Genomic DNA, 22,423 nt, shown 5'->3' on the forward strand with positions numbered 1-22,423 from the left:
AATCTCCTGCTTCAGGCAGGGGAAGCGTTAACCTTCGGTTTCGGTGCTGTAGGCCAGCACGACGTGGTAGATGAGGTCGGTACGTCTGCGTCGCACGACGCGGCTGCGCGGTTCCATCAGCACCTGCACGCTGGTGCCGTCGTGCACGGCGACGAGGGCCTGGCCGAGCGCCTCCGGATCGGGCACGGTGCGGCCGATCTTGGCGAGCCCGGCGACGATGGTCGGCATCAGGGCGTTCACGATGGCCTCTTCGCGGGCGGCCATCACCCGGCGCAGTTCGGGATTGCGCAGGGCGTGGGTGGTGAACTCCGCGGTGATCCGATACCAGCCCTCGTCGACCGGGACCGCGCGCTCCAGGCGTTCGATCGAGGTGCGCACGTCTTCGGCGCCGACCGGGATCTCGTCGAGCATGCGCTGCACGCCGTCGAGCATGGCGGCCGAGCGCTGTTCCCACATGGCCAGGAACAGCTCGTCGAGCGAGGCGAAATTGGAGTAGAAGGCGCCGCGGGTGAATCCGGCCCGCTCGCAGACTCGTTCCACGGTGGCCTTGCCGAAGCCCTCCTCGGCGAATGCCTCGTAGGCCGCGGTGAGCAATCGATCCCTGGTCTCGGCGCGGCGGCGAGTGACCCGGGTCGCCGAGGTCTTGGCTTCGGTGGACGACGCCAACGGGCACCTCCTCTGGCGCGACCGGCGAGCGCCGGTCCAATGGATACAGAAATGTATTCAATACATAAATGTATCAGAAGCGGAGCTGTGACGTGGCGAAATCGGACGAGTAGGGTGGGCGCAGCTCGATACGACCGTGCATCCTGACGACGAGGGGAGATCGGTATGAACGAGGTTGCCGGGACCGGATCGATGAGCGGCTGGCGGGTGCGCCGCCCGGGGCCGATCGATGCGGGGCCGTTGGACCTGGTCCGTGAGCCGGTTCCGGAACCCGCGGCCGACGAGCTGCTCGTGCGCGTGCTGGCGTGTGGTGTGTGCCGCACGGATCTGCATGTCGCTGAGGGTGACTTACCGGTGCATCGGGTGGGGGTGGTGCCCGGGCACGAGGTGGTCGGGGAGGTCGTCGCTGTCGGTTCGGCGGTTGGATCGGCGGCGGAGGAGTCGCGGTTCACCGAGGGCTTCGCGGTGGGCGACCGCGTCGGCATCGCCTGGTTGCGGCACACCTGCGGTGCCTGCAGGTACTGCCTGCGCGGTGCCGAAAACCTTTGCCCTCGTTCGGAATACACCGGCTGGGACGCCGACGGCGGCTACGCCGAATTCGCCACTGTGCCAGCGGCTTACGCGCTGCCGCTACCGGAGGGCTACGCCGATACCGAACTTGCGCCGCTGCTGTGCGCGGGCATCATCGGCTACCGCGCCTTGCAACGAGCCGAGCTGCCGCCCGGCGGACGGCTCGGTCTCTACGGGTTCGGCGGCAGTGCCCACATCGCCGCGCAAGTTGCCCTGGCTCGTGGCGCGGAGCTGCACGTGATGACCCGCGATCCGGCCGCGCAGGAACTGGCGCGCGAGCTCGGCGCCAGCTCGGTGCAGGGTGCCGCGGATCCGCCTCCGGTGCAACTGGATTCGGCGATCTTGTTCGCGCCCGTCGGCACCCTGGTGCCGCCGGCGCTGGCGGCGCTCGATCGTGGCGGCATCCTCGCCATCGCCGGCATCTACCTCAGCGACATCCCGGCGCTGAATTACCAGCGGCATCTGTTCCAGGAGCGGGAAATTCGCTCGGTCACCGCGAACACCCGCACCGACGCGCGTGAATTTCTCACCCTCGCAGGCGAACACCGCATAGAAGTGACCACCCGTGGGTACTCCCTGGGGATGGCAAATGCGGCCCTTGCCGACCTCGCGCACGGACGATTCACCGGCGCAGCGGTTCTGGTGCCATAGAAAAGGTACAGCAGGACACGATTCGGCGCTGAGTACGCATCGTTCGGGTCGTTTTCCTTGACGGCTCGCCTCGCCGTTCTTACCTTCGCAGATATAGCCGAGTGGCACTTGTCCCTGACAAGTGTCATTCGGCTTCTCACAACGGCGTGAGTGGGTGATCACGATGGCAAACCGGAAGGTAATTCATTTCGAGAAGTTACGGGTGGTGCAAGCATTCGTTGTGCTACTGCTCGTGGCGGGATTCGGAGCGACGACGGGATTGCCCGCGCTGGCCGCGCCGTGCGCGGCCGTCGACGTCGTAGTCGCCAGGGGCACCCAGGAACCCGGGTACCTCGGTGCGGTGGCCGGTGACCCGCTCTACGACGCCCTGCTGCGCACGCTGCCGGTGAGTTCGGTCGCCTACCGCGTCAATTACCCTGCGGACCTGCTGGATCCGGCGTCGATCAGCCGAGGCACCCAGGACATGACCGCGCACGTGCTGTGGCAGGCGGCGGCCTGCCCGGACGAACGGTTCGTGCTGGTCGGCTACTCACAGGGCGCGGTGGTCACGCATGGCGTGCTCGGTACCGGCCTGGTGACGGCGATGGGTGGCATCAGCTCGCTGCCGGCCGACCTCGAATCACGGGTCGCCGCAGTGCTGTTGTTCGGTGATCCGCTGCGGCTGACCGGCTGGAACGTGCCGGACCTGTACGCGTGGCGCACCGGAAACTACTGCACGGCCGGTGATCCGGTCTGCACCGGCGGCGGCGATCCGACCCAGCACTCCAACTACGCCTGGGCCATGTGGCCTGCGGCGCAGCTGGTCGCGAGCCGGGTGTAAGTCTCCTGCACAGCGGGGTCCGTCATCTCGTCGGGCCCCGCTGTCGGCGGTGCGGGCGCCAATTGTGCGCCTGCACAGCAAATTCTCTGAAACGTCCGCTGTCCTTTTCGATTCGGATACGCTGCGGCGAAATCCCGTGGAACGCGCACAGTTCGAGTGGTGCGGGTCCGGCATGCGTGATAGGAACAGCAAATGTCCGATGATCCCGACATCGCACAAGCCCGGGTATTTCTGGACTTGCTCGCCGCACACGCACGCACCCTCGCGCGTGCCATCAATACCGCCGAACGGACTTTCCAAGCCCAGCGCCTCCGCGAACTACACGCCGAGCTGCACACAGTCCGCCACTGCATCGCCCGAATCCACTACCGCTATCCCGATATAGTGCCAACAAACCGCGCCCGAATCTGATCGACCAACCACCCAATCGCACACAATTAGCCCAACGCCCCCCACCAAGCCCCGCACCCCACCCATCCCACCGCGCCCGGTCCACCCCGCTGCGCCCGGTCCGTCCTGCCGCGTACGGTCCGTCCTGCCGCGTACGGTCCGTCCTGCCGCGTACGGTCCGTCCTACCGCGTACGGTCTATCCCGCTGCGCCCGGTCCGTCCTGCCGCGCACGGTCTATCCCGCTGCGCCCGGTCCGTCCTGCCGCGCACAAATTTGCCAGCCGATTCGCGCGCAGCGCACCAATCGGGGCGCGGCGGCCACGTCTGACTACTCGCGCTCGCTCATGTCGAAAGCGCTTGGGAAGCAACCACAACCGGATGACCACGCTGGAACGACCGCTGCACCGCCTGATCTGAAGTTGCTCGGGGCGCACAGCCGGATGCCCACTCCGGGCGCTCACAGCGGAAGGGAACTGCGTGCCGCGCACGATCTGCCCGACCCACCCGAATTCGTTAGCTGACCCCCGCGCACCGCACCAGTCAGCAACAGCTGCACCCTCACTCGGGACCTGCACTCGCTCTAGGGCCCTAGAGCCAGGCGGCTCCCGAGTCCCAGTGCGGATCCACGCCGCCAACGGCGGGGATGCCCTCCCCGCGTACGAGTTGTGCCGCCGCGCCCGAAATTGCTAGCAATATCGTGCGCGGCTACACAATTCACGCGCAGCGACCACCACCGGATCCCGCGAAGGTCCGACCGGCGTGGTCTTCCGCCGCGCCACCGGAGATCTGCACCTTCTCTCGGGATCTGCACTGGCTCTAAGGCCCTAAAGCCAGTGTCGATCCCGAGTCCCAGTGCAGATCCACGCGGCCAACGACGATAGACCTCCCCGCGTACGAGTTGTGCCGCTGCGCCCGAAATTGCTGGCAATATCGTGCGCGGGAAAATAATTCATGCGCGGCGACCACCATCGGATGTCGTGAAGGTCCGACCGGCGCTGCTCGTGCTTGTCGAATGCGGCTGGGGCGCAACCGCAACCCGATCGTCACGTGAGAACTTATCCGTACACCCATTGTGTCAGCCGAACACCGCGTGTACTGGGTGTGGGGCTGACACAGCGGGGGCGCGGCGCTTGCTTCACCACCCCGGGAGCCGAGATTCGCTGGTTTTCGAGCTCTCGAAACGCCACCACAGCCAGGTGACCATCTCGGGAACGTGACATCGCGCGCCTGACGCGCACCTAAAGTCGGGTACGGCACACGACGTGCCCAGCACTACTCACAAGAAAACATGGGATCAGGTCTTCAGCTCACTGGACAGGTCATCGCCTGGAGTCCCTAAGAAGCACTTGCCCGGATAGGTCCACCTTTCCGAGGGTCTGTTTGTGTACTGGTCCGGGTTGGTGTACGCACAGAGAACTCCGGTGGTGTGCTGGCTCCGAGGTTGTCGACTGGTTCATCAGATGACCGGAGTAGTGCTGGGCGCGTCAGGTGGGGTACCCGGCCTGCTCTTCCGCGGCTTGTGATGGGCAACGCTTGTGTTCCAGCGTGAGGACTGGCTGTGGTCCGGTTCAAAGATGCTCGGGAAAAGCGAGGCGAGTCAGGTGGGTGCTGGCGTCATCGAGGCGAGCAGAGTCAAATGGTTGCTGGCGTGATCGAGCAGAGTCATATGGTTGCTGGTGAAGATCGTTTAGCGACCATATGACTCTCGAAGTTGGGGTCAGGTGTTGCGGTGGAGGAAGTGGACGGATGTCTGCACAACCAGTGGACAGAGACGGTGAGCGGGTGGCGTAGGGCGAGCCGCGCGTCGGTCGTTACCACTGGAGGCCGGGGACGACTCTGGCTACTCGGGCGGCGGGGGCGGGCATGGACATGAACGGCATGAGGACTGGGGCGAGGACGGTCAGTGGGGTGCGGCCGGGGGCTTCGGTGGGGGGCTTGGACGGCTTCTTGCCTTGTGCGGCAGTGGATTCGCCGAAGAGGCGGAAGCCCTGGTGCAGGATTGTTCGCTTTACCGAGGGCATCAGGAGGTCGACGGCTTGGGCGAAGGTGCCTACGGGGGTGTCGATGCGGTGGGGGCGGTCCTCGAGGGCGCGGACGACGATGGTGGCGGCCTGGTCGGGGTCGGGGACCGGGAGGGACTTGTAGAGGTCGGTCGGGGCGATCATCGGGGTGCGCACCAGTGGCATCCGTACCGAGGTGAAAGTTATTCCGGCGTCGCGGTTTTCGACGGCGGCGATCTCGCTGAAGTTGTCCAGTGCCGACTTGCTCGCCACGTAGGCGGCGAAGCGGGGCACCTTCGTTTGCACCGCGATGGAGGAGATGTTGACGACGTGGCCGAAGCGGCGGGCCCGCATCGAGGGCAGCAGCGCCAGGATGAGCCGGACCGCGCCGAAGTAGTTGACCGCCATGGTCCGCTCGAAATCGTGCATGCGGTCGGTGGAGTTGAGCACCGAACGGCGGATCGAGCGGCCCGCGTTGTTCACCAGGTAGTCGACGTGACCGTGCTCGGTGAGAATGGTCTGCACCAGCGTCTCGACCCCGTCCGCGTCGGTGATGTCGCACGGATAGTCGTGCGCGACACCGCCTTCCGCGCGCACCGAGTCGGCGGCGTCGGCCAGATCGTCCTTGCCGCGGGCCACCATCAGCACGATGGCGCCGCGCCGGGCGACCGCGTGCGCGGTGGCCAGGCCGATGCCCGATGACGCACCGGTGATCAGCACGACCCGGCCGTTGAGCGGCTCGCTGGACACCGCGGGCCGGCCGCGATGCGCGTCGAGGTGGTCGCGCCAGTACTGCCAGAGCTGGCCGGCGTAGCTGTCGAAGGACGGCACCGACAGTCCGGTGCCGCGCAACTGCGCCCGCGTCGAGTCGGAGATGAACTCCGCCGAGAACGACGTGTGCGGTGCGACGGCGGCCGGAATACCCAACTGCTCCAACAGGAAATCGCGCACCGCGGGCACGCCGGGCAACTGGGCCAGCCCACTCAGCGCGCGAGCACTGAGCGGCACTACGCCGATGCCGGTAGGGGCGCCCGCTGCGGTGGCCAGCGCGCCGTACACGTCGCTGAACGGTTGCGGCTCGGGGTTGACCAGGTGGAAGGTGCGGCCGTCCAGGCCGGGCCTGCGCACCAGGGCGGCCATCGCGGCGGCCACGTAATCGACCGGGACGATGTTGGTCGCACCGAGATCGGGCAGCGGCATCGGCAGTTCCGACGGCAGCGCGGCCAGCCTGGCGATGGCGGGGAAGAAGTAGTACGGCCCGTCGATCTTGTCCATCTCGCCGGTGCGCGAGTCGCCGACCACGATCGCGGGCCGGTACACCCGCCACCGCACGCCACGCGATTCGCGAACGAGCTTCTCCGCCGCGAACTTCGTCCGATGGTAAGGCGAGGTGAGCCGCTGGCCGAGGTCGAAGTCCTCCTCGAAGAACTTGCCCTTGTGGTCGCCCGCCACCGCGACCGACGAAACATGGTGCAGCACAGCGCCGATCGAGCGCGCCAGGGCGAGCACCGACCGGGTGCCCGCGACATTGGCCGCATGTGCGGTCTCCTCGTCGGCGGTCATGTCGTAGACCGCGCCGAGGTGGATCACGTGATCGGCCTGCGGCGCCTCCCTGGTCAGCCCGAGCCCGTCCGCGGTGAGGTCGCCGACCAGCGAGAACACCCGCTCGCCGCCGTCCCAGCCGGTCGCGAGGTCAGCAAACTTCTGCAGCGACTCCGCGCGCACCAGCACATGAACAACGGCCTCGGGCTCATGGTTCAGGAGCTCCTGAACGACCCGCCGTCCCAAGAATCCGGTACCGCCCGTCACGATGTAGGTAGCCATCGCCCTCTCCTGCTGTTCATTCGAACCGTGTTGTCGCACAAGTCATCCAGCATGCAACGGTGAATGCGGAGATTAAGGTTCGGCCGCGAGACGCGGTAACAGCGATCGGGCCGAAAGTAGGAACCCCTTCGTCCTGACTTATACCGAAGAGTAATGATCCCGATCGCACCCGGCAAGCGTTCCGGACTGGATCACTCTGTGTGACTGATCACCCATCAATGCAGGTCAAACGGTAAGTGTTACAACGATTTCCAGGTATACCTTCACTGGTCAATTGACCAGTATGTCAGGGCTACCGAACAGCTATCGCTTCTCGACACGAGCGGGCGGTAGCTGGACGGGCGACTTGTCGCGAAAGAGCGCCTCAAAGGCGTCGAGATCGGTGGGGCCGGGGACATTGTCGGTGCCCTCGGTGAAGACCGCGAAGCCGTCGCCGCCCGTGGCGAGGAAGCTGTTGGTGGTGATGCGGTAGGTCGCCACCGGGTTCAGCGGCTGCCCGGCGATGCGGACGGTATCGCCAATTATCTTGGCGCCCTTGGGTGCTGAGTCGGCGTAGGCATAGGTGATGCCCGCCGGTGACAGCATCGCGGGCTTGCTGGCATTGGTCCACTGTTGTTCGAGCAGGCGCAGCACTTGCTGGCCGGTGAGGGTGAGCGTGACGACCTGGTTGCCGAAGGGCTGAACGGTGTAGATATCGCCGTAGGTGACCGGTCCGGCCTTGATGTCGGCGCGGACGCCGCCCGGGTTCATGAAGGCCGCCACCGCGCCCGCGGGGCCGGCGGTCGCCGAGAGCATCGAGTCCGCAATGACATTGCCGAGCGGCGAGACACCGGTCGCGTCCGGATCGTGCGGCAGCGCCTCGGTGGCCGAGCCGACCACCCGGGCCGTGCGCGGGCGGGCCTGCTCGGTGTAGAAGTTCACCAGCGCGGTGGCGGACGGGTCCGGAGTCACGTCGCGGGTCACCACCCGGTTGACCGCCGACGCGTGCACCCCGTCGGGGTTGAAGCTCAGCGTGAGGTCGGTGATGAGCCGTCCGTAGGACGCGGCCTGGGTGACCGACTTGCCGTTGATCGTGCACACATAGGCCTGATGGCTGTGCGCGGTGAACAGCGCCGTCACCGCCGGGTCGACGCCCTTGGTGAGGTCGGTGACATTCGGGCTGATGTTCGCGCATCCGTTGTAGTCGACCTGGGCGCCGCCGTCGGGGCGCTGGCTGCCGCCGTCGTGCATCAGCGCGACGACGGTCTCGGCGCCCGCCGCCTTCAGCTCCGGCACGTACTTATTGATCGCCGCGACCTCGTCGCCGAAGGTGAATCCCCGAATGCCCTCGGGGAAAACGAGATTCACGGTGTCGGGGGTCACGGTGCCGACGACGCCGATCTTGTGGCCGCCGACCTGCAGGATGGTCCACGGCTTCAGCGAGGGCGGCAGCTTGCCCTCAGCGTCGGTGACATTCGCGGCCAGGTACGGAAACTTGGCCCCGGTGAACGGTTCTCCCGGCGAACACCCGTCCGGCGCACAGCCACCCTGCTGCAGGCGCGCCAATTCGATGACGCCGTGGTCGAATTCGTGATTGCCGACGGAGGAGGCCGCGACGCCGATGTTGTTCATGAAGGTAATGGTCGGCTCGTCGTGGAACAGGCCGGACACCAGCGGGCTGGCCCCGACGTCGTCGCCCGCCGCGACCACCGCGCTCGCCGGATACGCCGCCTTCAACCGCGCCAGATGCGTCGCCAGGTAGGCCGCGCCGCCCGCGTCGTAGCCGGACACCTTGCCGGTCGAGCCGGCCGGCGGCTCCAAGTTGCCGTGCAGATCGTTGAGCCCGAACAGATGCACCTCGCCGGGCTTGGCCGCGGGGAGATCATTCGTCGAAACCAGGGGAACGACCCCGGCCGCGGTGGACGTCGTCGGCCCACTGCTCTTTTCACTCGCGGTGCCGCATCCTGCGACCAATGCGATGCTCATGACCCCGGCAACAACAGCGGCAATGCGACGGCGCGCGTTCATGCTCAGACTGTCCCACGCGCAGCCTGCCGCTGCCACCGCACACGCCCGTCGCCGCCGGTGTTCGTGCGGCGAACTTTCGAGTTCACCGCGCATTCCGATGCGGGCGAGCGCAATGTAGATGCGGCACACCGATAGGCGCGGGGATGCCCCGATTTCGGGGACGGTGAGTGACATACTGCCTAGTCAAAGGGACAGGCATGTGAAATTCACGACCACATGGAGGGCTCGGTCTTTGAAATCCTCATCCAAAACCTGGGCGTTGACGTGCGCGCTCGCTACCACCTTGGCGCTGCCCGGATCGCCAGCTCACGCCGCTGGTTCGCTGTTCGGCGTCGCGCCGGAGGTAGAGCAGCAGATTTGCGACGGTAAAGACCACGACGACCGGTGGTATCAAGAGGTCGGCGAATGGCTGGAACTCTCACCCGCCATCTTCGACAAACCGGTACACACCGAAACCCGCGCCGAACTCTTTCAGAATCCGGCCTTCATCCCGGACACACGGAAGGCAACGTGTGAAAAGGAGGACCCCTATAACGAGAAACTCAAAGAGCTGATCACCAAGTACTACAAGCAGGGAAACCTGCTCCAGGACTGCGGCACCACCCAAGGCCTGCAACGCTTCATCGACCGCCGCCTCGCCGTCTTCCACTGGATCGCCGCCAACGACTGGAACGCGCCCAAACCGCCCGCCCCCACCTGCTCGGCCTGAACCGCGCCTCGGGTCAGCGGAGGAACTGGGAGACCGTGGCGGCCATCTGCGAACGGAAGGCGGCGGGGGAGAACGTCTCGGCGTGGGCTCGGATGGTCGCGGGGTGGTAGGTCGCGGGGTCGAAGGCGAGCATCGCTTTGGCCAGGTGGTCGATGACGGCGTCATCGGGGCCGTGCGGGATGTGTTCGCCGGTCTTGCCGGGGGAGACGGTGTCGAGGGCGCCGCCCTGGTTGACGGCGAGAATTGGTGTGCCGCAAGCCATTGCCTCTACCGGGACGATGCCGAAGTCTTCGACGCCGGGCATGAGCAGGGCGCGGCAGCGGCGGTAGGTGTCCAGGAGCACTTCGTGGGATGTCGCGCCGAGGAAGGTGGTTTCCGGGCCCGCGAGGGTCTCCAGGTGGGTGCGGAAGCGGCCGTCGCCGAGGATGACCAGGCGGCAGCCCGCGCGCTGGGCGGCGAGGATGGCCAAGTCGGGACGCTTGTAGGGGACGAGTCTGCCTGCGAAGAGGAAGAAGTCGTCGCGCGGGATGGTCGGCTCGGGGGTGAAGCGATCGATCTGGACCGGGGGATAGGTGACCGTTGCGGGTAGTCCCCACCAGTCGTTGACGCGGGCGGCGACGGCACGCGAGTTCGCCACGACGTGGGAAAGCTTTGGGGCGGCACGCAATTCACCGCGGCGAGCCAGTCGGCCCAGTGCGGCGAGTGCGAGTTGGCCCGCGCGGCCGCCCGCTTCCTGCGCGCGGAAGTCCTTGTCCCAGGCCCATCGTGCCGGACTGTGTACGTAGGCGATGACAGGAGCGTCGGTGGCGAAGGCAGCCTGGGTCGCGAAGGCGTGATGGCTGACAACGACTGCGTCGTAACGACTTCCGAGCGGGAGGCGGCGCAGCGCGCGCGGGACGAAGGGCAGCAGCGGCGCGTGTGAGCGACGGCCGGAGGCGGCGTAGGCGCGGCTGAGCCAGGTGTCATGGACTGTCGTCAGCGGCGGGCGCACACCGGCAGGATCGACAATGGGCGCGAAAACCTCGGTGTCCGACCATGTTTCGGAGAGCTCACCGACCACCGCTTCGGAACCACCGAACTCGGTGAACCGTTCGTGCACGATAGCGATGCGGGGCTGCGTCATTCGTGCACCGGCGAAATCTGGCGCGGTGCCGCGCGGCGGCGGATGGCGGGGGCGACCGGGCGCCCTTCGAGGAGACCGTCGACGCTGCCCTGCTCGATCGCCTTACGGTAGACGGCGGCCGCTTCCCGGCAGGCCGCGATCGTCTCGTCGATGTCGGCGTCGGTGTGCGCGGCCGAGGTGACGAAGGACTGACCGAGCACACCCCGGTGCAGCAGCTCCTGCAGAAACAGCGTGCGGAATTCCTGAGAGGGCTGACCGTTCAGGTCACGGGTGACGAAGATCAGGCAGGACGGGCGACCCAGCACCTGGAGATAGTCGGCGATGCCGAGCTCGGCGGCCACCGCATTGACCCCGTCCGCGAGGCGGCGACCCGCGTGCTCCATCTTGGCGATGGGCTCGCCGGTGCGGTACTCGTGCACGACCGCGCGAAAAGCGGCCAGCGAGCCGGACTCCGGGCCGTGCGTAGTGGACAGTAGAAAGACCCGGTCCTGGTCGGTGCGCAGACCACCGAGCTCCATGAACTCGCGTTTACCGGCGAGCGCGGACAGTGGGAAACCGTTGCCCATGGCCTTGCCCCAGCAGGACAGGTCGGGCCGCACGCCATACACCGCCTGCGCGCCGCCCGCCGACCAGCGGAAGCCGGTGATCATCTCGTCGAAGATGAGCAACGCGCCGTGCCGGTCGCACAGGTCTCGGACACCCGTGAGGAAGCCGGGCTCCGGTTCGGACAGCGCGGTGGCGGCTTCCATGACGACCGCGGCCACCGCGCCGGAATCCAGCACGGCGGCGAGCGAGGGCAGATCGTTGTAGCGGAATCGCACGGTGCCCGCCGCGGTTTCGGCGGGGATGCCGCTGTCCATCGCGGTGGTGCCGATGAACCAGTCGTCCACCGAGAAGAACGGTTGATCGCAGACGGCGATGGCGGTGCGGCCGGTGGCGGCCCTGGCCAGCCGGACCGCGGCGGTGGTGGCGTCGGAGCCGTTCTTGGCGAACTTCACCATGTCGGCGCCCGGTACCAGGGTCAGGAAGTCTTGCGCGGCAAGCAGTTCCAGTTCGGTGGGGCGGCTGAAGCTGATGCCGTCGGCGATGGCACGATGCACCGCGTCGAGCACCGGCCGGCAGCCGTGGCCGAGGGTGACCGAACGCAGGCCCATGCCGTACTCGATGTAGGAATTGCCGTCGGCATCCCAGACCCGGCAGCCGCTGCCGCGCACCAGGATCGGCGCCATGAACTCGGGATACTGGTCCGCGCCCCTGGCGTAGGTGTGCGCGCCGCCCGGGATCAGATCGTGCAGCCGGGCCTGCAGTTCGTTGCTGCGGGTAAAGCGGCGGGGTGCCGCCGGATCCGCGGAAGTAGACTCCATGGTCGGGCTCCTGAAGAGTCGGGTCACACACGCACGGCAGGCGGCCTGCGCGAATCCTCCCTGCGCGCACCGGTTCTGCGCATTACTGTACGTCGGCCGGATCGGCTTGTCCGCGCAACAGTGTCACCTGTCGGTCATTTGATATACAGCCTGTCGCATTTGTGCCGTTTCAGCGGAAGCTGTTCCGCCATAAGTCATCCGGTGATCCGGCCAGCTCGAGTCGTCATGGGTGCTCGGGGCCGATGGTTCGCCGCGCGGACGGTGCCGAGGATTCCACGTCCGGTTCGACCACGGGCCCGATGGTGACGGCCCACAGGTCGTGGTCACCGCGGTGTCCGGTGGCGCCGACGTAACAGCGCATCCGTCCTTCGCGAGTCATGCCGACCCGCGCGGCGATATCGGCGGACCGGCCGTCCGCGGGCTCGACCGCCGTCGAGACCCGGCACAGGCCGAGCGGACCGAAGGCATAGGTGAGCAGCAGGCGCGTGGCCACGGTCCGGACATCGTCGTCCTGACCGGGCTCGGTCCAGACGAACATGCGCGCATTGCGATCGAACATGTCCAGGTCGAACAGCCTGGCCTCGCCGACGTACGCACCATCGACCTCGATCGCCAGCACCAGACCGCTCTGCGCACGCAAACCCGGACGGGCATAAAGGAATTGGCGCAGCCACTGGAGTCGGCTGTGCTGCCGCGCCCACACCTCGTCGGCCACCAGCGAATCCGGCTCCAGCGCCGCCCGACTCCGCAACCGGGTGGCGCGCCACCGACTCCAGTCCGAGAGTCGCCGGCTACGGACGACCACCGCCCGGTGTTCCGGATCGGCGAGCCGGACGGGCCGGGCGGCCTGCAGCGGATCGAGTAGATGCAGTACCCGTCCCGCGTAGAAGCGCGCGGCCGCGGCGAGCACCGCGATCCTGGGGAACGAACCGCCGGTCACGTCGTCGGCCGGTGGCTGCGGTGGCCGGGCGTCGTAGCGGTCGAGCCAGGAGCCCACGAAGCCATTCGGCGGCACATCCGCCCTGGTGACCGACCACAACTCGTGGTCGCGGCGCGAACCGCCCACGTCGAAGTAGCGACCCATCAGGGCTTCCCGCTGGAACCCGAGCTCGGCGGCACCGTGCGCGGCGGCGACGTTCTCCGGCGAGATCGGCGCGGTGATCCGCTCCAGGCCGATCTGCTCGAGACCGTAGTCCAGCAGCAGCGCCGCCGCGATGCCGCCGATCCCGTGCCTGGCCACCTCGGCGTCCACCCAGATGCCCAGTTCCGCGGCGCCGGTGACGGTGTCGATCGAGCCGAGCTCGACCTGTCCGGCGAACCGGCCGTCGACCTCGATCACCGTGGACAGCCGGCGGCCCGCGCGCGCCTCGGCGCGGCTCGTCAAACATTCACGGACCCAATGGGTTCCGCAGTGCCGCGCCGCCCAGTCGAGCGTCGAGCTGTACCAGAACGGCTCGATGAAACGCCGGTCTCGCAGTCGAATACGACGCCAGTGTGGGTAGTCCGCGATCCGGGCCTGGCGCAGCACGACGACGTTGCCGTGCAGCGACACGGGACCGAGACTGATGCGCGCCAACGATTTCGGACTGGTCGACATGGCGCCTACTCGCGCGGCCGGGTCTTGCCCAGCGACATCGTTTTGAGCACCCCCTCGGTGGAGACGGACAGCCGCCAGTACGTCCCGGATGCGTCTTTGAGCACGATTCCGCCCTCGGTCTGCTCGGAAAGCCAAGTGCCGCTGGCCAGTACGGCCGAACGCAGCGCGCCGTCGGCCGACTGCGCCTGGAACACGTCGCCGTCGCCGCGCCCGGCCTTGGCGACGATGGTCCCGGTGAACTGCGGCGCGTGCGTGCTGGCGCGGCCGAGCACATGCCAGCGTGGCGGGAACAGCGCGGGGTTGAGATCGTCTGCCGCGGTGGAGATCAGGTTCACCGCGGTGCCCTCGGGGCAGTTCGCCGGATCGATCCGCAGCTCGATCGGCGGCTTGTCCAGATCCTTGTCGAATTGGACATTGGCGAGATACGGCTGACGGCAATAGATCATGTCCACGCCGACCGTGCGCGCGGCGACCTTGCAGTTGATCATGCCGAATTGCGCGGGCCCGCCGCGGTCGGCCCGGCCGATCGACAGCGCGATATCGGCGCCCTCGAACCAGACGTTGGTGAGCCACCAGTCGTTCGCCGCGCCGTCGATGAGGATGTGCTTGTCGGTGGTCTTCGGGTCGGCGTCGGATACGAATTCGACGTTGGTGAGCGCCAATCCGGCGTTGTGGTCGTTGCCGGTGCCGAGCACCCCGATGTAGTTGCTGGTGAGCTTGGACGAGGTGACGTAGTTCTGGATACAGGAGGTGACGATGCCGTAGCCGAAATTGTTGATGTCGCAGTTGAGGAACGCGGTGCCGCCGGTGTTGCCGTCCAGCACCACGCCGCGCTGCTCGAGAAAGCGCGGATGGTTTTCGGCGATGTGGTTGCCGCGGATCACCACCGAATCGAAGGAGCAGCGGAAGCATTCGGACAGCAGGACCGCCGTCGCCTTCGGCCCGGCCAGGTAGAAGCCGAGGCGCGCGAATCGCACCCGGCTGCGCTTGCGCAGGTTGATCAGGGTGGTGTCGATCATGCAGTTCACCACGCTGACATCACCGCCGTCGCCGAGCACCGTGGCGTAGTCGCCGAGGTCGGGCCATGCCGTCACGTTGTAGTGGCCCGCGGGTAGGTACATCACGAGTGGTACGCCGCCGGGCACCGCGGCCGCCGCGGCGATCGCCGCCGTGTCGTCGGCGACACCGTCACCGATCGCGCCGAAGTCGCGGACGTTGCGCGCCGCCGGTGCGTCGGTGACGTGTGGCGAACGAAATTCGATGCTGGGGGTTGCCGCTGTGTCGGTGCCGCAGGCCGCGAGCACCGGCACGGCACCCGCCGCGCCGAGCGCCGCGGCGAGCATGCGCCGCCGGCCGACCGTTTCGTTGGTCATCGCCGCAGCCTCCCGGTAAGTCGCTGCCGCCGGCTGCCCGGCTTGCTGTACGCTACCGCGCCGGTCAGCTTGTTGTCGCCGAATGTGGCTAGGGCGCCACGTAATTGCGGCGCGGTGGTCTCGCCCAGCAGTACGACGGCGATGGTCTGGTCGCACAGTGGTGCCACGGCGATGGCGTCCGCGGCGTGCGCGATCGGCGCGGCCTGTACCACCACGTGGTCGTAGTCGGTGGTCAATTTCGCGACGATGGCCGCGAATCGGTCCGAGGCGAGCAGATCCGGCGTCTTGTCATCGGCCTCGCCGAGTGGCAGCACGGTGACGCCGGTGTCCGGCCACGCGATCAACGCCTCGTGCACCGGGGCGGCACCCTGCAGCACGGCCGCCAGACCGACGCCCGTGTTCGCCACGGCATGCGAACTACCCTGACCCGAGGTGTCGGCGTCGATGAGCACCACCTTGCCGCCCATGTCGGCGAACGATTTCGCCAGTGCGACAGCCACTTCGGACTCCGAGCGCGGCGAAAGGCTGGTCAGCAGGATGCTGCTGGCCTCGCCTTCGCGCAGTAGCCGGGTGCGTAGCCTGCGGGTCTCGCCCGGCGCGCCGGGACGGCCCGCGTCGATGATGCCCAGGATCGGCACCGGCAGCAGGGCTTCGAGGTTGTTGGAGGTGCGCAGCGTCCGGTCGGTGCGGTCGCGGACGAGGGCGCCCGCGCAGCCGAGCGCGAGTCCGGCCAGCAGGCCAAGGGCCAGAATGCGTTTCGACTGCGGCCCGCTCGGTCCGGCGGGCACCTCGGCGCGGTCGACCACGGTGATCCGCGCGGCCGGTGCGGCGTCGCGCTCGATGGTCTCCAATTCGTCTACCAGCCTGCGGAATTGGGCGGTGACCGAGTTGGCCAGGTCGCGCGCGCCCTCGGCGGTCGAGGATTGCACGGTGAGAATGATGTTCGTGGTCGCGGGCGGGGAGAACGCCTTGATCTTGCTCTGTACCTCGCCGACCGACATCTTCAGGCCGAGGTCGTCGATGACGCGCTTGGCGACGGTGGCGCTGGTGGCCAGGTCCAGGTAGGAGCGGACGCGCTGCTGGGCGGCGAGCCCACCCTGGTACGAGTCGTTGACCGAGGTGCCGGTCGCCATCGACACGTACATGCTGCTCGAGGAGACATAGGTGGTCGGCAGGGTGCTCAGATATCCGGCCGATGCGCCTAGGCACAACACCACCACCGCGACGATAATGACCCAGCGTCGGCGCGCGATATGCCAATAGTCGATCAATCCCATGGGGATTCTCTCTTTTCGATGGTGGATGCCCCGACGAATACAGGTTCCGCAAGAGATGTCCTTGCGGCGGACGGTGGTTCGGTTCGCGTGCGCCGCCGGTACTCGCGGACCAGCAGCGAGATGAGCCAGGCGAGCACGGCGGCCTGCAGGAATTTGCCGAGATTCTCCATGCTGCCGAGGATTCCGCGTTCGAACAGCGCGGAGGCGCCGGTCATCGCGAGCCCGAGCACCACGACCGGGAAGAAGCGCGAGTACAGCGCCTTGGCCCAGGCGAGCAACAGCAGGAAGGTGAAGGCGGCGCAGACGACCACACCCGGGTAGCCGCCGAGCACGAAGCCCTCGTTGAGATTGCCCTCGGCCAGCGACACCGACACCTTGGTCATATCGACCGACGCGCCGCGCACTTCATTGGCCCACTCGGTGCCGGACTGGAACTTGGTGGTGCCGAGCAGTTGGCTGGGGATGAGGCTGTATACGGCATGTTGCAGCGCCTCGGGGGGTGTCAGCCAGAAGCCGGGCTGGTGGTAGTAGGCGTCGGTCGCGGCCTCGAGCAGATCGAACCGCCGCAGGATGCTGAGGAACGGCTGCACGATCGGCGGATAGCTCGAATCCGTCAGCGCCGACTCCGCTTTCGCGTACTGGGTCTGCTTCAGTGACTGCAGCCAGCCGAACCCGCCGATGCCGAGCACCGCGATGGCCGCGACGGACACCGCCTTGCGCTTGGTCCAGCCGAGGATGGCGAAACGGACCGCGATGGCCATCGCCGCGCCGATGATCGGCGTCTTCGATTCGACGATCGCGGTCCAGGCCAGCTCGCCGAGCAGCAACCCGCCGATGACCAGCCAGGTCAGCTGGGTGCGTTCGGACCGGTAGAAGATGATCAACCCGAGCGCGGCGATGGTGGCCAGGATGGCGACGAAGGCCAGGATCGGATTGGCGCTCTCCACATCGCCCGCGCTGCCGATGGAACCGGAGGCGTAGGACGCGGCCCGGCCGAGCAGGCCGACGCCGTACATCGCGACCAGCGTCGGCACGAAGTGCGGGTCATTGGTCAGTGACGGCAGCTCCACCCGCGGATGCCGCCGTGCCCAAAACGAATAGGCGACAACGAATCCCGCGTAGACCCACAGTCCGAAGACAATGTGCTGCAGCACCAGCGCGATGCCGTGGTCGTAGCCGAGCTGGGCCAGCCGCGGGTCCGGCACATTGTCGCCGAAGCGCGGTTCCGGCTGCACCCACAGCAGAACCACGGGCCGCGCGACGTACGACAGCGACCAGAACGCCGCCTGCGCGATCAGGAACACCCGGGCGACACCGGGAATCGTGCCGGCCGCCACCGCGATGGTGGCGAGCGCGAGGGCGATCAGCAGCACCTCGGTGGTGGCGGTCATAAGTCGGGCTCAGGTGATGTCATGGATGATCTCCCGCGCCCGGTCTACGTAGCGATGGTTGCCCGCGAGGATGCGTTGATAGCCCGCCTCGGCCACGGCGGCGGCCTTGTCGGGATGCGCCGCGCACCAGTCGAGGACGGCGAACAGCTCATCGGCGTCGGAGAACAGGAAGCATTCGCTGGTGTCCTGCAACAGTTCGGCGTGCTCGTCGGTGCGCTCACCGACGAAAAGGCCGCCCGCCGCGGGCACTTCGAAGGTGCGGCAGGTATGGGTGTCGCGGTTGTCGGAGTTGAGCAGCACCAGATTGGCGGTGACGCCCGCCACCACCTCGGAGTATCGCTCGCCGTAGACCGCGCCGCCGACTTCTGCTCCGGTGGAGCGCAATTCGGGCACCCGACGCCAGCCGGGCCCGCGCACCAGCATGCGGGAGCCGTGCGTGCGGGCGAGCCCGATCATGTCGGCCCGCCGGTCCGGGCGGCACACGCCGATGAAGCCGACGAGGAACTGCCGGGTCCCGCGTCGCGCGGTGGGATGATGCCAGGCCGGGTCGTAGGCGCTGCGCACGAAGGTGACCGCGCGGGCGCCACGATCGCGCAACTCGGCGACGTTGTGGCGCTTGGTGGTGACGATGTGGTCCCATTCCGATTCGTGCGCAAGATATTCCGCGCTGGTGTTCTCGGGGTTGGCCACATCGTCGGGGCTGTAGTGCACGTGCAACCGGGCGGGGATATCGAGCAGCCTGCGCTGGTCGAGGTGGATGCCCTTGAACGCGAACACCATGTCCGGCCGGAATTCGGCGGCGGCACGGTCGATTTCGGCGTGCAGCCCGGCGACGTTCCACGGCGCACGGTGTCGTGCGAGCTTCGAATAGACCCATGGCGGAGACAGCCTGGGCGGCAGGGTGACTCGGGTGGTGTCGATGACCGCCACGTCGTGCCCGGCCTGCCGGAAGCCGTCGGCGAGCGAATGGGCATTGCTGCCGACCCAATCGTCGCCCAGGTAGAGAATTCTCATGACCCGCCCTCCTCCCGCATCAGCACAATCGCGGGACCTGGGGGCGGTGTTACTCGCGCGCGGTTGATCAACGTGCGGACTCTGAGCAGATACCAAGAGGCAACGGTGAATTCGACGACCACGGTGCCATAGACCAATGTCCACACCGAGTGCGTGCGAAACGCGATGAACAGCGCCACGGCGGCCACACAGGTGCCGAGCACGGCGCCGATCAGCACACCGGTGGTGTCCTGGCGGACCGGCAGCACGGCGGTGGTGACGAACGAGGTGACCGCCGTCGCGGGTAGCACGAAGATCTCCACCCGCAGGAGCCCGATCGCGGCGGCGAAGTCCTCGCCGAACACCAGGTGGATCAGCAGCGGCGCGGTCAGCCATACCGCGGCGGCCGCCACCGTCGCGACGCAGACGCAGGCGAGCAGCGCCTGCAACGCGTGCCGCCAGAAGTTGTCGTCGGCGCTCTTGCGCGCCATCCGCGGCAACAGCGCGAAACCGATGGGGTCCAGGGTGGATTGGATGGCGCGGACCAGGCGGTCCCCGGCGGAATACAGGCCGAGCGACACCGCGTCCAGCACCGCCGAGTACACCGCCGCCGCGCCCTGCCCGTACGTCGTCACCAGCAGCCGGGAGATGAAAACCGGTGCGCCGTTACGCAATACGGTCTTCACGCCGCGCGGCCGCGTCGGCGGCCCGAAGGTGCGCAGCGAATCCCACCAGGTCAGCACGACGGTGGGAATGGACGACACCAGCAGGCACAGCACCGCGACCTGGGCGTTGGGCATGCGGGGCAGCACCGCGACCAGCAGCACGAGGTACCCGATGCGGCCGACGCCCTGGTAGGCGGTGGAGGCGCCGAAGCGGCCCTGCCCGATGAGTAACCAGTCTTCGGAGGCCGACCAGAAACCACCCGCGAACAGACCGAGCAGGATCATCTCGAGATGGTCGGGCGCGCCGAGTGCGTAGCTGAGCAGCAGCGCGAACCCGAGGATGCCGAGGGAGCTCGCGCGGATGGCCAGGTAGTCGCCGCGCAACTGGTTGATGTGCCGCAGGCGATCCCCGCCCAGACTGGCGTCGTGCACCCGGGCGGCCAGATATGAGGTGATGCCGAGATCGACGAGCAGCGAGCCGATGAAGTAGGCCGACATGCCGATCGCGAGCAGGCCGAGGCCGTGCGTGCCGAGCACCCTGGCCGTCAGCGGCACGGTCACTATCGTGACGACGTACTGCCCGTACTTGCCGAAGCTGACGTAACCGATATCGCGGATGATGCCGAGAAATCCGATGCGGTGCTGGGGTTTTCGGTGCTGCGTGCTGCCGGGCGCTGGCGGCTGGACCGGGGCGTTCGGGGCTGTGTCGTCAGCCATGCGGGGCTCTCTCCGGTGAATGTGGGGTGCCCGCAGCGTCGTTGCGTTGTGCGATGTCGTCGAGGAAGGCGGCGACCGTGCGCGCCGTTTCGGTGATGTCGAAGTCCTTGGCGCGCAGGCGGGCCGCCATGGCCAGCCTGCTGCGCAGTGCCGGGTCGCCGATGAGGGTGTCGAGTGCGGTGGTGAGTTGGTGTTCGTCGCCGCTGTCGACGAGCAGCCCGTCTACGCCCGGCTCGATGATCTCGGCGGGACCGCCTGGCACCGAGGCGATCACGGCGCAGCCCGCGTGCATGCCCTCCACCACGACCTGGCCGAACGGCTCGGGCAGCACCGAGCTGTGCACCAGAATGTCGGTGTCGCGCAGGTATTCGGCGGGATCGTCGACGTGGCCGGTGAAGGTGACCGGCAAACTCAGCTCCTCGGCTAGGCGTTCGAGCTCAGCGCGGTAGGGCTCTTCGTCGAAGAAGGTGCCGCCGATCAGATACACCTGGCGTGGACGCACTTTCGTGGCCGCGAGCGCGCGTAGCAGCACATCCTGGCCCTTCCACGGGGACAACCGGCCGACCACGGCGACCACGGTGTCGGCGGGCGGGCGCTGGCCGGCACGCGGCAGGTCGGTGCCGAGTTCGACACCGGGATAGGCGACGAGCGCGGGCCTGCGTCCGATCGGCAAGGTGCGCAGGGTGGTTCGGCTGTTGGCGAGGTAGCCGCGGCTGACGAGCCGGCCGAGCAGCCGCAACACGAGGGTGGGCAGTCGGCCGAAGTAGTCCGCCGAAATCCGGTCGTGCACCTGCCAGACCAGCGGAACGCGGGCGCGGCGGGCGGCGACCGCGCCCATCACCAGCGCCTTGCTGCTCTCCGCTACCACGACGTGCGCACCGAGCTCCCGCGCGGTGGCACCGAGGGACCAGCCGAGCCGCAGCAGCCGGAGGAACCCGGCGACCAGCCGCAGCGGGCCCGAGTCGATGGTCATCGCCCGGCTGTCGAATCGGCCGCGCAGCACCCGGGTTTCGACCCCGCGGGTGCGCATCCGCTCGACCATCGGGCCGTCCTCCGTGTAGACCATGGCGACACCTAGCCGTCCCTGGTCGCGTAACGCCGACACCAGCCGCAGCGTGGCCAGCTCGGCGCCGGACGGCGCTGCGGTGTGTGCGAGAAACAGGGCCCTGCTCATTGCCTGATTGCCCGGTACATCGCGAGATGCCGCTCGGCTGTGACATCCCAGGAGAAGGTTTCCGCGTGCGCCCGGCATTGCGCCGGTGTCGGCACGGTGCCGTGCAGCGCGGCGGCGATGCGCGCGCCGAGCGCGTCGGCGTCGCCGGCGGGCACGATGAGCGACGGGTCCAGACCGCGCACGGAATCCGGTAGGCCACCGCAGTCGGTGACGATGGGCGGGCGGCCCGCGGCCAGCGATTCGAGCGCGATCAGGCCGAATCCTTCGAGGGCGGTGGTCGGCACGACGGTCAGCTCCGCCTGTTCGTAGAGTTCGGTGAGGCGTTCGTCGTCGACGTGCCCGGCGAATTCGACGGTATCACCGAGTGATCTTGCCGCGGAGCGCAATTCGTCCCCAGCCGCGCCGGTGCCGACGATCACCAGGTGGGCCGACGGATGCTCGGCGCGGACAGCCGGCCAGGCGCGTAGCAGCGTATCGATGCCCATCCGGCGTTCGAGCCTGCGCACGCACAGTACGGTTCGGCGGTCGGACTCGGCGCGAACTGGGGACGCGTGGAAGCGATCCAGGTCGACGCCGGGCGGGATGACCGCGATGCGGTCCAAGGAAACCCGGTAGTCGGTATGTAGTACGTCGCGAAAGTGGTTGGACAACACCACGAATCGGTCCGCGCCGGAATACCGGACGCGTTCGAGCAGATACTTCGCGCGCACTGCCGTTTCACTCTGTCCGGTGAGTCGGCTCTCCGCGGCCCACGGTCCGTGGAAATGGATGACGAGCGGTAGTCGCCCGCGCCGCGCGATGGCGGCCGGACCGTAGAGGCAGAAGTGCCGATCGAGCACGGTGTCACGGTGTAATTCGGCGCGATCGAGGAACGCCGTGCGGGCCCGCCGCAGCGTGGAACCGCCTAAGCCGCCCCATGATTGGGCTCCGGCGGCGGTGCCGGAGTCGGCGCCGAACGCCGCCGCGGACACGGCCGCGCCGGGTTGCCTGGCGAGCGCGTGGAAGAGCTCGGTGAAGTACCGGTTGAGCCCACCGGGCGCGGACGCGAACCATTCGGATCCCGTCATGTGGACCCGAACCGTCACGGTACTACCCGTCACCCATGCCCCCTA

17 protein-coding genes are annotated in these 22,423 nt (G+C 67.7%); 4 read left to right on the plus strand and 13 right to left on the minus strand.

Features of this window, described 5'->3' with window-relative positions; all coding sequences use genetic code 11:
- Positions 1-27 precede the first annotated feature (27 nt).
- Positions 28-666 carry a TetR/AcrR family transcriptional regulator gene (locus ACFWF1_RS36720; protein ID WP_379292066.1) on the minus strand — a complete coding sequence of 213 codons (639 nt, stop codon included), beginning with the start codon at positions 664-666 and terminating at the stop codon, positions 28-30.
- A gap of 165 nt (positions 667-831) precedes the next feature.
- On the opposite strand from ACFWF1_RS36720, the gene ACFWF1_RS36725 reads away from it, so the two are divergent.
- The 3 genes from ACFWF1_RS36725 (at position 832) to ACFWF1_RS36735 (ending at position 3,118) form a co-directional block, all read left to right on the plus strand.
- Positions 832-1,887 (plus strand): zinc-binding alcohol dehydrogenase family protein, encoded by a 1,056-nt coding sequence (locus ACFWF1_RS36725; RefSeq protein WP_379292065.1) that lies wholly within the window; start codon positions 832-834, stop codon positions 1,885-1,887.
- 163 nt (positions 1,888-2,050) lie between these two features.
- Positions 2,051-2,707, plus strand: coding sequence for a cutinase family protein (locus ACFWF1_RS36730; RefSeq protein WP_379292064.1), 657 nt, complete (start codon positions 2,051-2,053; stop codon positions 2,705-2,707).
- Between the two features lie 192 nt (positions 2,708-2,899).
- On the plus strand, positions 2,900-3,118 hold the full coding sequence (locus ACFWF1_RS36735) for a hypothetical protein (protein WP_379292063.1): 219 nt from the start codon (positions 2,900-2,902) through the stop codon (positions 3,116-3,118).
- Positions 3,119-4,908: 1,790 nt separating this feature from the next.
- Here ACFWF1_RS36735 and ACFWF1_RS36740 read toward each other — a convergent pair.
- Positions 4,909-6,921, minus strand: a complete 2,013-nt coding sequence (locus ACFWF1_RS36740; RefSeq protein WP_379291490.1) for an SDR family oxidoreductase — start codon at positions 6,919-6,921, stop codon at positions 4,909-4,911.
- 303 nt (positions 6,922-7,224) lie between these two features.
- Positions 7,225-8,928 carry a bifunctional metallophosphatase/5'-nucleotidase gene (locus ACFWF1_RS36745; protein ID WP_379291488.1) on the minus strand — a complete coding sequence of 568 codons (1,704 nt, stop codon included), beginning with the start codon at positions 8,926-8,928 and terminating at the stop codon, positions 7,225-7,227.
- A gap of 199 nt (positions 8,929-9,127) precedes the next feature.
- On the opposite strand from ACFWF1_RS36745, the gene ACFWF1_RS36750 reads away from it, so the two are divergent.
- Positions 9,128-9,637: a hypothetical protein gene (locus ACFWF1_RS36750; RefSeq protein WP_379291487.1), complete on the plus strand. Its 510-nt coding sequence runs from the start codon at positions 9,128-9,130 to the stop codon at positions 9,635-9,637.
- Between the two features lie 13 nt (positions 9,638-9,650).
- Here ACFWF1_RS36750 and ACFWF1_RS36755 read toward each other — a convergent pair whose 3' ends face one another.
- From ACFWF1_RS36755 to ACFWF1_RS36800, 10 genes are all read right to left on the minus strand, one after another.
- Positions 9,651-10,760 carry a glycosyltransferase gene (locus ACFWF1_RS36755; protein WP_379291485.1) on the minus strand — a complete coding sequence of 370 codons (1,110 nt, stop codon included), beginning with the start codon at positions 10,758-10,760 and terminating at the stop codon, positions 9,651-9,653.
- On the minus strand, positions 10,757-12,124 hold the full coding sequence (locus tag ACFWF1_RS36760) for a glutamate-1-semialdehyde 2,1-aminomutase (protein ID WP_379291483.1): 1,368 nt from the start codon (positions 12,122-12,124) through the stop codon (positions 10,757-10,759). The genes ACFWF1_RS36755 and ACFWF1_RS36760 overlap by 4 nt, the downstream gene beginning before the upstream one ends.
- 223 nt (positions 12,125-12,347) lie before the next feature.
- Positions 12,348-13,721: a GNAT family N-acetyltransferase gene (locus ACFWF1_RS36765; RefSeq protein ID WP_379291481.1), complete on the minus strand. Its 1,374-nt coding sequence runs from the start codon at positions 13,719-13,721 to the stop codon at positions 12,348-12,350.
- A 5-nt stretch (positions 13,722-13,726) separates the two neighbouring features.
- Positions 13,727-15,094 carry a glycosyl hydrolase family 28-related protein gene (locus ACFWF1_RS36770; RefSeq protein ID WP_379291479.1) on the minus strand — a complete coding sequence of 456 codons (1,368 nt, stop codon included), beginning with the start codon at positions 15,092-15,094 and terminating at the stop codon, positions 13,727-13,729.
- Complete coding sequence (locus tag ACFWF1_RS36775) at positions 15,091-16,371, minus strand: GNVR domain-containing protein (RefSeq protein ID WP_379291477.1); 1,281 nt, start codon at positions 16,369-16,371, stop codon at positions 15,091-15,093. The genes ACFWF1_RS36770 and ACFWF1_RS36775 overlap by 4 nt, the downstream gene beginning before the upstream one ends.
- The gene (locus ACFWF1_RS36780) at positions 16,362-17,762 is read right to left on the minus strand and encodes a hypothetical protein (RefSeq protein WP_379291475.1); all 1,401 of its coding nucleotides are present in this window, start codon (positions 17,760-17,762) and stop codon (positions 16,362-16,364) included. Before ACFWF1_RS36780 ends, ACFWF1_RS36775 begins: the two co-directional genes overlap by 10 nt.
- A 9-nt stretch (positions 17,763-17,771) precedes the next feature.
- Positions 17,772-18,776, minus strand: coding sequence for a glycosyltransferase (locus tag ACFWF1_RS36785; RefSeq protein ID WP_379291473.1), 1,005 nt, complete (start codon positions 18,774-18,776; stop codon positions 17,772-17,774).
- Entirely contained in the window at positions 18,773-20,137 is a 1,365-nt protein-coding gene (locus ACFWF1_RS36790) for a lipopolysaccharide biosynthesis protein (RefSeq protein ID WP_379291471.1), read from the minus strand. The genes ACFWF1_RS36785 and ACFWF1_RS36790 overlap by 4 nt, the downstream gene beginning before the upstream one ends.
- Positions 20,130-21,311, minus strand: coding sequence for a glycosyltransferase family 4 protein (locus tag ACFWF1_RS36795; RefSeq protein WP_379291469.1), 1,182 nt, complete (start codon positions 21,309-21,311; stop codon positions 20,130-20,132). The genes ACFWF1_RS36790 and ACFWF1_RS36795 overlap by 8 nt, the downstream gene beginning before the upstream one ends.
- Positions 21,308-22,378 carry a glycosyltransferase family 4 protein gene (locus ACFWF1_RS36800; RefSeq protein WP_379291467.1) on the minus strand — a complete coding sequence of 357 codons (1,071 nt, stop codon included), beginning with the start codon at positions 22,376-22,378 and terminating at the stop codon, positions 21,308-21,310. The genes ACFWF1_RS36795 and ACFWF1_RS36800 overlap by 4 nt, the downstream gene beginning before the upstream one ends.
- Between the last annotated feature and the right edge of the window lie 45 nt (positions 22,379-22,423).

Source organism: Nocardia sp. NPDC060255 (genome assembly GCF_042727395.1).
Lineage (GTDB): Bacteria > Actinomycetota > Actinomycetes > Mycobacteriales > Mycobacteriaceae > Nocardia.